The sequence below is a fragment of the Pandoraea sp. genome, from assembly GCF_004297875.1.
Classification (GTDB): Bacteria; Pseudomonadota; Gammaproteobacteria; order Burkholderiales; family Burkholderiaceae; genus Pandoraea.
This window is the reverse complement of the sequence record NZ_SCSK01000055.1, coordinates 1-15531: the sequence shown is the minus strand read 5'-3', so window position 1 is coordinate 15531 and position 15531 is coordinate 1. Positions and strand designations below refer to the sequence as shown.

At 62.6% G+C, this 15531-nt stretch carries 15 protein-coding genes; 4 read left to right on the top strand and 11 right to left on the bottom strand.

Features of this window, described 5'->3' with window-relative positions:
* Positions 1-2: 2 nt before the first annotated feature.
* Positions 3-839 carry an outer membrane beta-barrel protein gene (locus EPN80_RS16745; RefSeq protein ID WP_293029832.1) on the bottom strand — a complete coding sequence of 279 codons (837 nt, stop codon included), beginning with the start codon at positions 837-839 and terminating at the stop codon, positions 3-5.
* Positions 840-1025: 186 nt separating this feature from the next.
* On the bottom strand, positions 1026-2114 hold the full coding sequence (paaE, locus tag EPN80_RS16740) for a 1,2-phenylacetyl-CoA epoxidase subunit PaaE (RefSeq protein ID WP_293029829.1): 1089 nt from the start codon (positions 2112-2114) through the stop codon (positions 1026-1028).
* 782 nt (positions 2115-2896) lie between these two features.
* On the opposite strand from paaE, the gene EPN80_RS16735 reads away from it, so the two are divergent.
* Both EPN80_RS16735 and EPN80_RS16730 read left to right on the top strand, forming a co-directional pair.
* The gene (locus EPN80_RS16735) at positions 2897-3193 is read left to right on the top strand and encodes a DUF4148 domain-containing protein (RefSeq protein ID WP_293029826.1); all 297 of its coding nucleotides are present in this window, start codon (positions 2897-2899) and stop codon (positions 3191-3193) included.
* Positions 3194-3413: 220 nt separating this feature from the next.
* On the top strand, positions 3414-4076 hold the full coding sequence (locus EPN80_RS16730) for a hypothetical protein (protein ID WP_293029823.1): 663 nt from the start codon (positions 3414-3416) through the stop codon (positions 4074-4076).
* 17 nt (positions 4077-4093) lie between these two features.
* Here the strand turns inward: EPN80_RS16730 and EPN80_RS16725 are convergent, their stop codons facing one another.
* On the bottom strand, positions 4094-6331 hold the full coding sequence (locus EPN80_RS16725; protein WP_293029820.1) for a molybdopterin cofactor-binding domain-containing protein: 2238 nt from the start codon (positions 6329-6331) through the stop codon (positions 4094-4096).
* 1 nt (position 6332) lies between these two features.
* Entirely contained in the window at positions 6333-6815 is a 483-nt protein-coding gene (locus tag EPN80_RS16720; protein WP_293029817.1) for a (2Fe-2S)-binding protein, read from the bottom strand.
* A 152-nt stretch (positions 6816-6967) separates the two neighbouring features.
* Between EPN80_RS16720 and EPN80_RS16715 the strand changes: the two genes are divergently transcribed.
* Positions 6968-7858, top strand: a complete 891-nt coding sequence (locus tag EPN80_RS16715; protein ID WP_293029814.1) for a LysR substrate-binding domain-containing protein — start codon at positions 6968-6970, stop codon at positions 7856-7858.
* A gap of 49 nt (positions 7859-7907) precedes the next feature.
* Here the strand turns inward: EPN80_RS16715 and EPN80_RS16710 are convergent, their stop codons facing one another.
* From EPN80_RS16710 to EPN80_RS16680, 7 genes are all read right to left on the bottom strand, one after another.
* Positions 7908-8678, bottom strand: a complete 771-nt coding sequence (locus EPN80_RS16710; RefSeq protein ID WP_293029812.1) for a ferredoxin--NADP reductase — start codon at positions 8676-8678, stop codon at positions 7908-7910.
* A gap of 178 nt (positions 8679-8856) precedes the next feature.
* A complete protein-coding gene (locus EPN80_RS16705; protein WP_293029809.1) occupies positions 8857-9684 on the bottom strand; it encodes a phosphodiesterase in 828 nt (275 codons plus the stop codon).
* Between the two features lie 13 nt (positions 9685-9697).
* Positions 9698-10735, bottom strand: coding sequence for an ABC transporter ATP-binding protein (locus EPN80_RS16700; protein ID WP_293029806.1), 1038 nt, complete (start codon positions 10733-10735; stop codon positions 9698-9700).
* Complete coding sequence (locus EPN80_RS16695) at positions 10735-11553, bottom strand: ABC transporter permease (RefSeq protein ID WP_293029803.1); 819 nt, start codon at positions 11551-11553, stop codon at positions 10735-10737. The genes EPN80_RS16700 and EPN80_RS16695 overlap by 1 nt, the downstream gene beginning before the upstream one ends.
* 10 nt (positions 11554-11563) lie before the next feature.
* The gene (locus EPN80_RS16690; protein ID WP_293029900.1) at positions 11564-12391 is read right to left on the bottom strand and encodes an ABC transporter permease; all 828 of its coding nucleotides are present in this window, start codon (positions 12389-12391) and stop codon (positions 11564-11566) included.
* A gap of 21 nt (positions 12392-12412) precedes the next feature.
* Positions 12413-13432, bottom strand: a complete 1020-nt coding sequence (locus EPN80_RS16685) for an ABC transporter substrate-binding protein (protein WP_293029800.1) — start codon at positions 13430-13432, stop codon at positions 12413-12415.
* A gap of 51 nt (positions 13433-13483) precedes the next feature.
* Positions 13484-14503 carry a LacI family DNA-binding transcriptional regulator gene (locus EPN80_RS16680; RefSeq protein ID WP_293029796.1) on the bottom strand — a complete coding sequence of 340 codons (1020 nt, stop codon included), beginning with the start codon at positions 14501-14503 and terminating at the stop codon, positions 13484-13486.
* A gap of 583 nt (positions 14504-15086) precedes the next feature.
* Here EPN80_RS16680 and EPN80_RS16675 point away from each other — a divergent pair.
* Complete coding sequence (locus tag EPN80_RS16675; RefSeq protein ID WP_047213980.1) at positions 15087-15365, top strand: HU family DNA-binding protein; 279 nt, start codon at positions 15087-15089, stop codon at positions 15363-15365.
* The last annotated feature ends 166 nt before the right edge of the window (positions 15366-15531 follow it).

The window sequence follows — 15531 nt, the reverse complement described above, 5'->3', positions numbered from 1 at the left end:
GTTCAGAACGAGTAGCCCAGGCCGACCAGGAAGCGTTGTTCAATGGTTTTCGAATCCGGTTCGAAATACACGCCGACCGGCGACTGGCCATACTTGAACTCGGTGGCGCGGTAGCTCGCGCTGGCGTGCAGGCGCGGCGTCACCGCATAGTCCAAGCCGACGCTCAGCGAGGTCTGGGCCTTGCTGCCGAGGCTGAAATCGCCGGCCGAGCCGGTGGTAAGCCGCGGATTGATCGTCCTGGCCACGCTCAGGTCGGCGCTGCCGACCAGCTTGGGGGTGAACGAGTATTGCCCCAACACCCCGACGCCAAGATATTGATGGCTGTAGGTTTCCCTGTCGCCGTAGGGCTGGGCCAGATCGCGGACCCAGTTATGGTAGCCGTAGGTGACGTAGGGCACGAGCTGCGCCCGGGATTGCGCTCCCAGCGCAAATGCCGGACCGACCTTCAGGTTGACGTCGACCGTGGTATTGCGCGTGGTCGACGAATAGGGCACAGCGGTATGCGTGCTGTTATTGACGAGATAGCCCTGGTAGTCGGTATTGCCGTGAGAGTAATCGAGCGACAGGCTGGTATATATGTTCTTCAGGCCGAACAGACTGCCCTGACGCGTCAGGCCGCCGCCGAATGCCGCCTGGGTGCCATGTTCGGAATCGAGTTGCCCGCCCGGCCCCACCAGCCCGGAGATATTGTTCGTATCGGTTTCGTGATAATTGAGATGGTGCCCGCCGACCCACAGCGAGACTTGATTGTTGGCACGAAGAATCGCTTCATCGGCTCGCGCGGCGCCTGCCGCGCACACCAGCCCAGTGGCCAATGCGAGGGCCAATTTTTTGGACATAATATCCTCCCAGATACCTTGTCGGTTATTGTTTTAAAAATCGGGGCGGCAGCCCGCCCCCTTCGGTCGCCACATCACTTCGACAACAATTTGTAACATTCTCATTTTTCCCGACGGCGGTCAATTTGATTTTTCCCGCAAGGACTACTGAACACCAACGCGGGATCCGACGCCCACGGCGTCGCGCTAGCGCTCGTCGTAACTGACGGCCACACGGTCCGTCAGTGGGTGACACTGGCAGGTCAGTACGAACCCATCTTTCACCTCCTGCGCTTCGAGCGTGTAGTTCTTGTCCATTTTGACGCTGCCCTCGGTGACCTTGGCCCGGCAGGTGCAGCACACACCGCCCTTGCAGGCGTAGGGCAAGGCCAACCCCGCACGCAGCCCGACGTCAAGCAGGCTGATGCCGTCGTAGGGCAACCGCAGCTTGCGCGTCTTGCCGTCGATCGTGATTTCCAGGTCCGCCGCGGGCGTATCGTCGGTGATCTCGATCGGCGGCACGCCCGCCTGCGGCAGCGGCGTGCCGAACCGTTCGACATGGATTTTCTCGGGCACCACGCCTGCCTGTTTGAGTGCGGTTTCGGCGGCATCCATCATCGGCGCGGGCCCGCAGATGAAAGCCTCGTCGATGGCGCTGGCGGGTTCGAGCGTGGCAAGAAAGGCAGCGCATTTCGCTTGATCGAGCACGCCATTGAAAAGTTCGACATCCTGAACGTCGTCCGACAGCACGTGATACAGCGCGAAGCGGCTCAAATACCGGTTTTTCAGATCCTCCAGAACCTCGCGGAACATGATGGCGTCGACGCTGCGGTTACCGTAGATCAGACTGAATGTGCTGGTCGTTTCGATCTCCAGCGTCGTTTTCAACAACGCCAGCACCGGTGTGATGCCGGAGCCGCCGGCAAATGCAACGTAATGCTTGGCATGATCGGCATTCAGATGGGTAAAGAATCGCCCATCCGGCGTCATGACGTCGATCGTGTGGCCCGGCTGCAACGTCTCGAATGCGAAATTCGAGAAGCGGCCCCCGCGCACACGCTTGATGCCGATGCGCAACTCGCCGTGACGCTCGTACTCGGTCACGCCGACACATATCGAATACGAGCGGCGTGTCTCCTGGCCGTCGAGGTGAACCTTGAGGGTGACAAACTGCCCCTGAATGAAGCGATATGCGTCACGCAGGGCGTCCGGCACCTCGAACGAGACCGTCACCGAATCGGCGGTCTCGGGACGAACTTCGCGAATGCGCAGCGAGTGAAATTGGGGGACTGCCATGACGGACACTCCAAACGACCCGTGCGGATCTCGTCCGGAGGGCGATTCCCCCGGCTCAGCCGCTTGGCTAAAGTATAGGAAAATCGCCGCGCATTGCCATTCGATCGACACAACAATGTCTAAGCAGCGGCTAAGTTTCCCGCGCTAGACTGGATTCAACACGGCAAATAACCGTGCTTCAGTCAATTTTTCTTCAGATATATGGGTATTAGGATGAAAACCACACGCACGTTTATCGCTGCAATCGCGCTTTGCGCGGCGGGCATTTTGCCTGCCATGGCAAAGGCCAACCACCCGGGCTCCACAATGCCGGCCTGGGTCAATCAGATGTGGCAAAGCAAGCATGACGCGATGCAAACTGATGCGCACGCGCAAGCTCCCGCCAGCGGCCAATCCCTGCCGGCTGGCGCGCGCCATCGTCCCTGAGACGGTCAACGAACCGTCCACGCGCTCGCAAGGCCCTTTCCAGGCGACCGGCGAGCGCATCTCGATCAAACCTGCCCGGTCACGTCATCCAAACAAGATCTTTTCCGGTCGACCTGCGTCGAAGCGGCGCTCCTCGGCCTTGCCTTTGCCCGGCCTCGCATGAAACGCCTGTCGCCGCAGTCCTTTGCTGCGACCACGCTCGCTTGCCCTGCAATGCGGTGTCGAGTCCCGGCTCGAGCATCGGAAAATAGCACTACATGCTAAGAGGCAACTAAGTTTCCCCGCCTAGACTGAGATTGAACGCGGCGCCAATGCGACTCCGCCTTCAGTCCTTTCAGTTTGATTTGGAGGTCGAAATGAAAACCGGATATACGATTGCCGCGGCTCTCCTGCTCAGCGTTGCAGGTACCCTGCCGGCCCTCGCCAGCGATGCCTATCCTGGCGGTTCGATGCTTTCCTGGGTTCACTCGAATTCACCGTTGAGTCAAGCCACGGTATATGCCCACCTAGTCAAGGCCGAACAGCACGGCCTGCTCGATCAAGGCAATACCGTATTCCCGAAAACCCCTCGAATGCCTCATGGCACACAACATGTCTTGAGTTCGACGAAAATTGCCAGTGCCGCCGCGCCGGTGACCTATCGGCACAATTAGGCCGCTTGCGCCAAACCGTGCGACGCTCCCTGAATGGTGCGTCGCACGACACTGGCGCGTCTGGCTGCTGCGCCAATGCGGCTCCGTGAAGACGACATGAATTTTCGAGCCGAAAATATCAGATAATCACGGAAGCCGCCCAGCAAAAATCAAGGCATTGCCGGCATCGCTGCCAGTTGGGCGGTTATTTTCATTTGCGTCAACCGCCGACAGTCAACGTATGAAAAATTCATTGCAATACCGGCTGATCAGCTGGATCGCCGGTTGTATTTTGGTGATCGGGGCAATTGCCGGCTTTTTTTCCTTTTTCGACGCATTCCAACAGGCCTACCAGTTTCAGGATGAACAACTTATCCAGGTCGCGCGCCTGATCAACTCGAACCGGCTGGCGGTCGCCGATGCAGGCGTGCTCTCCCGCACAGGCGCAAGCGCCGATTCACCGTTGATCGTACAGTTGCTGGGCAACCCCCAATATCGCGGCAATCTGCCGCTGCCTCGTAACCTGGCCAACGGCTTCCAGACTGTCGACATCGCGGGACACTCGTGGCGCCTGTACGTCAAGCAACTCGATTCGGGCGACCGGGTCGCCGTCGGGCAGCGTACCGAGGGACGAACCCAAATCGCGCGGGCCAGCGGCTTGCGCACTATCATGCCGTTCGGCGTTCTGCTGCCGGTCCTGATGGGCCTGGTGGTGCTCGCGGTAAGGAAAACGCTGGGATCGGTCGATCGCTTGACGAGCGAACTCGACGCGCGCAGCGAATCCGACCTGCGCCCGCTCGATATCGCCGCCGCGCCTCAGGAAATCAAGCCATTTCTCCTGTCGATCAATCGCCTGTTGCTGCGCCTGGGGCGCACGCCGGCGCAATCCCTTCATCATCGCTGAGCCGGTGCTCCTGTGGCTCAAACCAGCCTGAGCGGCGTCGTGCGCTGGCGCACGCCGCTCAGGCGAAACAGCGCGTTGGCCACGGCCGGCGCGACCGACGGACTCGACAATTCCCCCACGCCGCCGGGCTTGTCGACATCGCCATCGATCAGCACGATATCGATCTCGGGCATCGCATCCATGCGCATCACCCGATAAGTGTCAAAATTGCCTTGTCGCACACGCCCGCCCTCGATGTCGACACGATCGAGCAGCGCATGCCCCAGCCCCCACATCAGCCCTCCGTAGATTTGCTCCTCGACTCCGGCCGGCGACACCATCAACCCGCAATCGACCACACTCGTTAGATGTCGTACCGTGATGGCCGTGTTCGCCCCCTCGCCTTGCCGCTCGACGCGCGCGACTACCGCCACATAGCTGCCGTAAGCCTGGTTCGTCGCCAGCCCCAACGCGGTGCCTTCCGGCATCGGCTGTCCCCAGCCGGCACGCTCGGCCGCCTGCCGCAGGACCTCGACGTGGCGTGGCCGGCCCTGCATGTGGGCGAGCCGGTACGCGAGCGGATCGATACCCGCGGCATGAGCGAGCTCGTCGATAAAACTCTCGAGCGCAAATACATTGGGAATAAAACTGACCGCCCGATACCATCCAGTCGGCACGCCGGTCTCGTGCCGCACCCAGGCCAGATCCAGGTTGGGCGCCTGGTAAGCGAAGTCCCACCTGGAAATTGCCTCGGTCGTGCTGTAATCCATTTTGTCGGGGCGCTCGGTGTAACCCGGCTCCCATTGCTCCGGCGACGCGGGGCAAACCGCGCGCAGCTCCAGCGCGTCGAGCTGGCCGTTGGCGCCCAGCGCGCCGCGCAACTTGTGATAGCTCGCCGCGTGGTAATAAAGCGCGCGCATTTCGTCTTCCCGGCTGTGCATCAGCTTGACAGGGCGGCCAACCGTCTTCGCCAGATAAACCACCTCGTAGAGCCAGTATTTCGACTCGTGTGCGCCAAAACTGCCACCTGAGACCATATCGTGCAGCACCACGCGTTCGGCCGGAATGCCGGTCACCACCCGCGCCGCTTCGCGCGCCGTCGTAGGCACCTGCAGGCCGCCCCAGAATGTCACGGTGCCGTCCTTGACCTGTGCGCTCACGCAAATCGGCTCGAGCGGATTCTGCGCCTTATAGGGCATCACGTATTCGGCTTCGAGCACCCGACCGGCACCGTGCAAGGCACGCTCGACATCGCCTTGCGACACCGTGCGCACCGGCTCCGCAGCCGGGCTGCGCAGGAATTCGGCTTGCCGGCGCGCCAAGTCGGCGCTGTCGAAGTGCTTGAATGCGCCATCGTCCCAGGTGATTTTCAGGCGCTGGCGAGCGCTTTGCGCAGCCCAGTATGTGTCGGCCAGCACCGCAACGCCTTCCTGATTGCCGCCGAGCACCGACGCCGGCGCGGCAGGAATTTTCAGCACTCGCCGCACGCCCGGCACGGCAAGCGCGGCGCTCGCATCGATCGCCCTCACCCGTGCGTTGATCACCGGCGCATGCTCGACTACCGCCACCAGCATGTCGGGCAGCTCGACATCGATGCTATAGCGAAAGCGCCCGGTCGATTTTTCCAATGCGCCCCGCTTTTTCATCAGGTGTCCGATGTATTTGAAATCGGCCGGACGCTTGAGCGTGACCTTGTCCGGTGCGGGCAAGCGGGCAGCCTGTTCGGCGAGTTCCCCGTAGCTGGCGCTGCGACCGCTCGAGGCGTGCAGCACGCGACCATTGTCGGTAGTGCATGCCTGCGCCGCGACGCCCCAACGCTTTGCTGCCGCGGCGACGAGCAGGGCGCGGGCGGTGGCTCCGGCGTGGCGCAGGCGTGCGTATTCGAGCGACACGCTGGTGCTGCCGCCGGTCGAGAACACATGCCAGAGGGGATGCATATAGGCGATGAAAAACGGGTTTTCCGGTGTAATGACATCCACCCGGAACGGGTCGACGTCGAGTTCTTCGGCGACCACCGCCGGCAGCGCGGTATGGGTGCCGGTACCCGAGTCGTGCTTGGCTACCACGAGCTTGATGGTGTCGTCGGGAAAAATACGCACCCAGGCGTTCGGCTCGAAAATCGTGGTTTCGGGCTGAGCGGACTCACCCAGGCGGCCGACAGCGGCGGCATCGCCCCAGCGAAATCCGACCGCCAGACCGGCGCCCAGTGCGGCGCCGGATTTGAGGAAAGCGCGCCGGGCCGCGCTATGGCCTTGCGAGGTGTCGTCGTGTCGCATATCAATCCCCCTGCCCCGCTTTGGCGTCAGGCGATACCTGCGCGGCGCGGCGGATTGCACGACGGATGCGGCCGTAGGTGCCGCAGCGGCAGATGTTGCCGCTCATCGCCGCATCGATGTCGGCATCGGTGGGTCGCGGATTTTGCGCCAGCAACGCCGCGGCCGACATCAATTGCCCCGATTGGCAATAGCCGCATTGCGGTACGTCCAACTCGACCCAGGCCCGCTGCAGCGGATGGCTGCCGTCGGGCGAAAGTCCTTCGATGGTTGTGATGTGACGCCCCGCTACCGCCGCGAGCGGCAACTGACAGGCGCGTGCCGGCTGGCCGTCCAAATGCACGGTACAGGCGCCGCAGAAGCCGCCGCCACAACCAAACTTGACGCCCTTGAGTTGCAGATGATCGCGCAGCACCCAAAGCAATGGCGTTTCCGGCGAGATGCCGCCGACGGCGCGCGCCTCGCCGTTGACCTGAAATTTGAACATGATGTCTCCTGGCGCAGCAGTCGCCGCGCACCGGATGGTGCATCGCGCCGCACGCTCGTTGTACTACGTATAGGTTTGCGTCATTATGTGAACGAACCGCGACGGCGGCCAGGCAGAATTTCCGAGACAGCCGGTTAGCCAGACTAACACCCATGCACAAACGCTATCCCTCGCTACAGGCCATGCAGGCCTTTCTCCAGGCAGCTGGCACCGGCAGTTTCACCGCAGCCGCCAAACGCCTGGATTTGACACACGGCGCGATCAGCCAGCAGATCCGCACGCTCGAGGATCATGTCGGACAACCCCTGTTCGCGCGGCAAGGCGGACGCGTTCAGTTGACCGATGCCGGCCAGCTGTTCGCCAGCGGGCTGGCCGAGGGCTTTGCGCAGATCGACCGCTCGCTGGCCGCGATAAAGCAACCGCGCGTGCCGCGCCAGTTGTTGCTCGATATCGATCCGGAGCTATCTCAGAGTTGGTTGATTCCACGGCTCGACGTGCTCGGCCGCGCGTTACCCGATCATCAGATCGTGATCACGTCAGCCTCGCGCGCCCATGGATTGGATACCCAGCGCTTCGATTTGGCGCTGCGCTACGGTTATGGCGAATGGGGGGATTTTCCCAGCGTGCAGCTGTGCGACGATCAGGTGCTGGCGGTCGGCGCGCCTTCGCTGCTGCGGGCACATCGCGTGAGCCAGGACCTAACGCCCGAGAAATTGATGACGTTGCCGCTGCTCAATTACACCAAGCGCTCCTGGGTGCTGTGGCTGGAGGCGGCCGGGCTGCTCCCGGTGGAGCCGTCGGCACAGGCAGTGTTCGACGATGCGTCGAATTTGATGGCGGCCGCCGCGCAGGGCCTCGGCGTGTGCCTGGTGCGGCGCCTGCTGGCCGCCGATGCGCTGGCTGACGGCCGCCTGGTGCAGTTGACCCAGGTGACGATTCCGACGCGCTACAACTGTTACGTGATCTGGCCGCAAGACCGGGCCGACAAGGTCGAGCCGGCCGTGCGCGCGTTGCGCGAGGCTGCGGCCAGCACGCTGACGTGACGCGGTCTCGTGCCAGCCCGGTCGATCAATAACCGCAGCGAGCTCTCACTCAGCCAACGAACGCCTTTTCGACGACGTAGTGCCCGGGCGACGCGTTGTGACCTTCGACGAAGCCCATGCTCTCGAGCAGGTGGCGCGTATCCTTGAGCATTTCCGGACTGCCGCACAGCATCATGCGGTCGCGTTCGATGTCGAACGGCGGCAATCCGACGTCCTCGAACAGTTTGCCGCTCTGGATCAGCTCGGTGATGCGGCCCTGGTTTTCGAACGCCTCGCGCGTGACGGTCGGGTAATAGATCAGCTTGTCGCGCACCAGCTCGCCCAGGTATTCGTGGCTCGGCAATTCTTCCGCGATCATTTCGCGATAGGCCAGCTCGTCGACATAGCGGCAAGTGTGCGTGAGCACCACGTGCTCGTAGCGCTCATAGACTTCCGGGTCCTTGATGATGCTCATGAACGGCGCCAGGCCGGTTCCCGTGCTCAGCAGATACAGGTTCTTGCCCGGCAGCAGGTTGTCGACGATCAGCGTGCCGGTCGGCTTGCGTCCCACGTAGATCTGGTCGCCCACCTTCAGGTGCTGCAGACGCGAGGTCAGCGGCCCGTTCTGCACCTTGATGCTGAGAAACTCCAGCGTTTCCTCGTAATTCGCGCTTGCCATGCTGTAGGCGCGCAGCAGCGGCTTGCCCTCGACTTCGAGGCCGATCATGGTGAACTGGCCGTTGGTAAAGCGAAAGGAGTCGTCGCGGGTGGTTTTGAAGCTAAAAAGCGTGTCGGTCCAATGATGGACTTCAAGCACGGTTTGCTGATTCAGTTGGCTCATGGAATTCAATCAAAATTAGGGGCGCTGCCAGCACTCTCGGGGCGCTCCCGGCACGGAATCCCGGTATTTTACCTCGGATGAGAATGATTTTCCTTTGGCCAATATTCCGCCGGCTTGACACAAGTCAAGCCGGCGCCGCGCTCGAGCCTCGGGCGCGCCCGACTGCCCGGGCACACCGCTACGGGATGAGTTTGCCGTCGGCGTCGTGGAAGGGGTATGGCCCCTCGTAAGGGTCGCAAAATCCGGCGTGGGTAACGAGTCCGGTATCTGCCTGCCACCAATGCAGTTGATAACTGGGCGGCTCCATCATGAACGCCGAGGGCGCGTCGGGGCGCAGATCGAGTGCCACCTGATGCGCCGGCGACGGACAGGTGGAGGCGATCGTGCCGGCAAAGCGCGCGTGGATGGGCCGGTGCAGATGACCGCACAGGATTCGTTCGACGTTCGGATACTGCTGCACGATGTCCCTCAGGCGTTCGAGATCGGGCGAGGTCATGCCGATTTCGTCCATATGGCCGATGCCGGTCGGGAACGGCGGGTGGTGCATGGTGATCACCACCGGCCGATCGGCGGCCACCCCCAACTGGCCGGACAGCCAGTCCAGGCGGCGCTCGCACAGGCGGCCGCCCGGATTGGGATAATCCTGCGTATCGAGCGCGATCAGGCGCAGCGGGCCGACGTCCACCGCATACTGCACGAATTCGGCGTTCTGCCTGAGGTACGTGTGTTCGGGAAACGCGGCGCGCAGCGCGGCGCGGCTGTCGTGATTGCCGGCGCTCAAGTAGTAGGGAATTTGCAGGTCGCCCAGCAAGGCGCGCAAGTGGGCATACTCGAGCGGATCGCCGCTATCGACCAGATCGCCGGTCATGACCACGGCATCGGGGCGCGGCCACAACTGATTCAGATGTGTCACAGCGCGCCGCAGATAGGCCGCGGTATCGACGCGCTGATAAGCGCGCTCGCCGGGCCGCTTGATATGCATATCGGAAATCTGGCAGAGAATCATCGCCGCTCCTGCTTCAAGACAACGGCATTACTACCGTCGAAGCCAATGTAACACCGACGCGCGCGCCAGGCGCGAGCTCCGCGCGCCCGGGCGCGTCGGCCAATACCGGCGTATCGCTCAGCCCCGACAATGTCAGGCGTGTGCGCTCGCCAAGGAATACTGCGCTCTCCACCCGGCCGACCAGCAGCGCGCCCTCGGTCGCGCCGATCACGGCATCCTCCGGGCGGAAATAGATCTCCCGCCAGGCCGGATTGCCCTGCGGCAGCGGCATGCGTCCGCCGGCGCAGATGAAGTGTCCGTCGCGCCACTCGCCGTTGACGCGGTTCATGGTGCCAATGAACTGCGCCACGGTTGGATTGGCCGGACGGTAATAAATCTCGCGCGGCGTGCCGATTTGCTCGATGCGCCCGGCGCTCATCACGACGATGCGGTCGCCCAGCGCCATCGCTTCGGCCTGATCATGCGTGACGTAGACCGTGGTAATGCCGAGTCCGCGCAGCAATGTATTCATTTCGGCGCGCAACAGGTCGCGCAGCTTGGCATCGAGCGCGGTCAGCGGCTCGTCGAGCAACAGTACGCGCGGCTGCGGTGCGAGCGCGCGCGCCAGCGCCACGCGCTGCCGCTGGCCGCCCGAGAGTTGCGTGATCGCCTTGTCGGCATGCGCTTCCAGCCGCATCAGCGTGAGCATTTCGTCGACACGCTGACGCAATTGCCCGGCAGGCATCTTCTTCACGCGCAGGCCGTAGCCGATGTTGCCGCGCACCGTCATGTTCGGGAACAGCGCGTAGCTCTGGAACACCATGCCGACTTGGCGCTTCTCGATGGGCTCGCGCGTCACGTCGTCGTCGCCGAACATCACTTGCCCGCCCGCGTCAGGCTGCTCGAGCCCCGCGATCAGGCGCAGCGTGGTGGTCTTGCCGCACCCGGACGGCCCCAGCAGCACGAGGGTCTCACCGGCGGCAATGGTCAGATCGACGGGTTCCATCACGCGATGCGGGCCAAAGGTCTTGCCGCATTGCACCAGGCGAATCGGTACCGGCTGTAGTTTCATCAAGGCTCTCGCAAAGTGGGGGCGGACTGGCGCCGCGAGCGTTCGAGACCGCTGGCACCGAACATCTGCAGCAACACCAGCAGCGGAATAATCATCAGGAAAAAGACCACGGTGTAGGCGCTGCCTACTTCCAGGCGCATCGATGCATACGCATCGGCCAGCCCGACCGGCAGGGTCTTGTCGGTAGGCGTGTGCAACATCCAGGTCAGGTTGAATTCACCGATCGAGAGCGTGACCACAGTGAGCGCGCCGGCCAGTATGCCGGGTCGCACATTGGGTAACACCACCGTAAAGAAGCGACGCAGGAAACCGGCGCCCAGACTGGCCGCGCCCTCTTCCAGCGTCTTCAGGTCGACGCTGGCGCACACGGCGCTCACCGCGCGCACCATGAAGGGCAGCGTGAATACCACGTGACCCACCACGATGAACCACGGACTGACGCGGAATGCGGTCAGGCCGCCGTAGACCACCAGCAGCGCCAGCGCGCTGGCCAGTCCCGGCACCGCGACCGGCAGCACCAGCAGTTCTTCGAGCAGGCGCGAGACGCGCCCGGGGGCTCGCGCCAGCACGTAGCCGGCCGGCACGCCTACCAGCAAGGTGATCGCGAGCGTGGCGCCGGCCACGTAAAACGACAATAGAATCGCGTCGTGATACATGCCCCACACTTGCACCAGCCAGCGCAACGTCAGGCCGCTGGCCACGCCGCGGAAATAGTTGACCGACAGGCCGGCCATCACCGACATGATCACCGGCACCACCAGGAACAGGCAGAGCAACAGCGTGACGGTCATCTGGCCGGCAAATAGAAAACGTCTCATGCCAGTCTCCTCAGGCCGCCGCGCCAGTGGCTTGACCACCCAGGCTTCGAGCAATTGCCAGCACCACCCAGGTGACGATCCCCAGGATCACGCTCAAGCCGGCAGCGGTGACAAAGTTCGCGTTGAGGGTGAATTCGGTGTAGATGGTCATGGGCAGCACGTCGATATCGGTAGCCAGTGTAAAGGCCGTGCCGAATGCTCCCATGGCGGTGGCGAAGCATACTGCGCCCGAGGCGATCAGGCCCGGCGTGAGTGCCGGCAGCACGACGTCGCGAGTGATCTGCCAGACCGACGCGCCGAGCGAGCGGGCAGCCTCCTCCAGCGCGGGATCGAGCTTCTCGGCCGCGGCCATGATCGTCAGAATCACGCGCGGTACCGAAAAATAAAGATAGCCGATGAACAGACCGGTCATCGAGTAGGCGAATACCGTGCGATGTCCGACCAGCGCTTGCGTGATATTGCCGATCAGACCTTGCCGGCCAGCCAGCATGATGACCATGAAACCGACCACGACGCCCGGGAAAGCGAGCGGAAAGGTCAGCATGGACACCAGCAGGCGGCGGCCAGGAAACCGATGCCGGGTGAGCATCAACCCCGCGATGAGCGACAGCACCAGCGCCACGGCGGTCACACCGAGCGACAACAAAACCGTGGCCAGCAGGCTTTGCAGGTACCGCGGGTTACTCAACAATGCGCGATAAGTGACGAGCCAGTCGGCGCCGCCGCTCATATGCACCAGCGAGACCATCGGCAAGAGCCAGAAAGCCAGGAACACGGCCAGCCCTGGCGCGAGCAGCGCGGCACGCCAGGGCACCGGCAACGTCGCATCGCGTGTCATCGGTTTCATCGTTGCATCAACTCAGCGCACATCGTTCAGATACAGCTTGCCGAAAGCTTCCTGCGCCTCGGCCATTTTCGCGAAGTCGACCGGCTTGACGCGTGCATAGTCGCTGGCCGGCAGGAACTTCGCGGCAGCTTGCTTGCTCATCGCCTCGGCACGCACCGGCCGCAGGAAGGCATTGGCCCACAGTGCCTGACCCTGGTTCGACAGGACGAAATCCAGCACCTTCCTGGCATTCTCCTGATGCGGCGCGCCCTTGACCAGTCCCATCACATACGGCACCGAAATCGAACCCTCTTTCGGGATCACGAAAGCCACGTTGGCGTGATCCTTGTATTTCGCGCGGTAGGCATTGAAATCGTAGTCGATCAGGATTGGAATTTCGCCCGAGAGCACGCGCGCGTAGGCCGTCTGTTTCGGCACGATCGGCTCGTTCTTCTTAAGCTTTTTGAAGTAGCCAATGGCCGGCGCAAAGTTGTTGAGCGTACCACCGAGCGCCTGGTTGACCGCCACCGCGCCGACATAGCCGACGAAGGCGCTGCTCGGGTCGAGATAGCCCACCATGCCGCGATACTCCGGCTTGAGCAGATCAGCCCACGACTGCGGCACGGGCTTGCCGTCGAGCGCGTCCTTGTTGACGAAAAAGCCGATGGTGCCCGAGTGAATCGCGAACCAGTAGCCTTGCGGGTCTTTCATGCTGGCCGGAATTTCGTCCCAGTGCTTCGGCTTGTAGGGCTCCAGCACGCCTTTTTCCTTGGCCAGGATAGCGAAGGAGACGCCCAGATAGGTCACATCGGCCACCGGGCTGTTGCGCTCGGCGATCAGTTGCGCAAGCGCCTGGCCCGAGTTCTTGTCGTCGAACGGCACGGTGATGCCGGTGGCGGCCTTGATCGCCTTGATTTGGCTGGCCCAGTCAGCCCACTCGGGCGGGCAGTTGTAGCAGATCGCGACTTTCTGGGCATAGGCTGCGTGGCCGCCCAGCAAGCCGGCTGCGGCAAGCGAGGCCGCGGCGACGAAGCGGGAAAAAATCTTTTTCATGCTGATTTCTCCAGGAGAGGACAACAAAGGCGCTGAGGCAGCGCAACGGTTTCAGGAGGACGGCGCCCCGATCGAATCGCCCGGTCGGATGCGATGCGGCAAGATCACACCCGGGCGTTGTTTGGCGCGCGAGGCTGGCGCGCCACCCATGCGCGATGCCAGCTCCCGCCAGGCTCGCGCACCAATTTCATAATTCGGCTGGCAGACCGTCGCCAGCGACGGCGCCAGCAATTCGCCGACCGGCAAACCATCGAAGCCGACGATCGACATTTGCGCGGGGACCACCGTCGCTGCCTCGCGCAAGGAGCGCATGGCCACCATCGCGAGCAGATCGTTACCGCAGAAAATCGCGCTGGGACGTTGCGGCCCCTGACACAGCGCAGCCAGCGTGCGTGCCGGCAACCCTTGCGCATTGAAGTCGATTTCATGTGCTGGCAGCGCCTTGAGGCCCGCTTGCTTGAGCGCATCGCAATAGCCCAGATAACGCTGGCGCGCACGATCGGATGCGCTGAGCGTGCCGGTCAGCATGAGAATGCGGCGATGGCCCTGAGCCGTCAGCAGGCGTACCGCGTCGGCCGCCGCCGCCCGATTGTCGACCGAGACGGACGGTCGCGTCACGCTTTGGTTGTAGGTCAGCACATAGGGAATGCCGTCGGCCTCGAGCCGGTCGAGCAGCGGGCTTTGGGCGGCATCGGCGACCGTCAGGATCAAACCGTCGACGCGCTGGTTGGTCAAGGTCTGCGCGGCATGCGCCTCGGATTCGGGGTCATAGCGCGAGGTCATCAGCAGCAGGCGGTAGCCGGCTTGCGCGGCAGCTTCCTCGATACCCTGCACGCACTCGGCGAACACCGGATTGGCCAGCGTCGGCAGCAGCACGCCCAGCAACTGAGTGCGGCCGGCGCGCAATTGCTGGGCCAGATAATTGGGTTGAAACGACAGGGCTTCGATCGCCGCATGGATTTTCGCCAAGGTCGCCGGACTCACCATGTGCGGGGCATTCATCGCGCGCGAGACGGTGGCAATCGAGAAGCCGGCATGCTCCGCGACATGCTTGATCGTGCTTGAGTTCATCGCTCGCCCCGCCACCAAGGTGCTGGCATGGTCTTGCAGACGCCGGGAAGTCGAGTGCTCTTCATGTTTGCGCTTGATTGAATGCTGATGGGGCTCACATCGCCCGCAATGAAATCGTTTTCATGCTATCGCCGATTCGTGACGCGATGATGACAAGCCATGTTGCCTCATCCGCGGCGCCGCGACCCGCCGGCGGCTCGAAAACCTCTCGGGAAGCCTTTACCGTAAGCCGCGACGAGCGTTTGGTGTGATAGGGAGTTTCCCGGATAGATCCGATCGGCGTGCCGCCGGCTGCCGGCATCCCGGCGGCCGGCCCAATCCGGCCCGACGCCTCGCCCGGCGACCGCTGGAACGCGCGAAAATCACGCCCAGACTGGCTTTCGGGCGGTTATAGGGCCTATAATGCGGCCCGCTGGCCAACACCGCGGTCCCGTAGCCGCGCTTCGCCCAGACACATCGGATCGTTCGGAAGACCGAGCGGGGTCCGAACCAAGTGCGCGGATACAACACCCGCGTCTGGCCTTGCGCGAGACGAAAGTGTTAGAGTTGACGCCGGTATTCACCACCTCATAGGAAAACGAATATGAACAAACAGGAATTGATCGAAGCTATCGCAGGTAAGACTGGTTCGAGCAAAGCACAAACTGGCGAAATGCTCGACACGCTGCTGGAGACCGTCAAGAAGGCTGTTTCCAAAGGTCAAAGCGTTCAACTGGTCGGCTTTGGATCGTTCTCGTCTGGCAAGCGTGCCGCACGCATCGGCCGCAACCCGAAAACCGGCGAGGAGATCAAGATTCCGGCGGCCAAGACCGTCAAGTTCACCGCTGGCAAGGCGTTCAAGGACGCAGTGAATAAAAAGTAAGTCGTAGTAAAACCACTCGAAAGCCGGCTTGCGCCGGCTTTTTTTTGGTTCATCGCGGAAAACCGTGGGGTTTTCAAGGCAGTTGATAATCTGACGACGCAAGGAAAGGTCATCGGAGGATAAATTGCTGGATCGCAAAGCATTGCAAGCGCTGGGCTGCTGGACG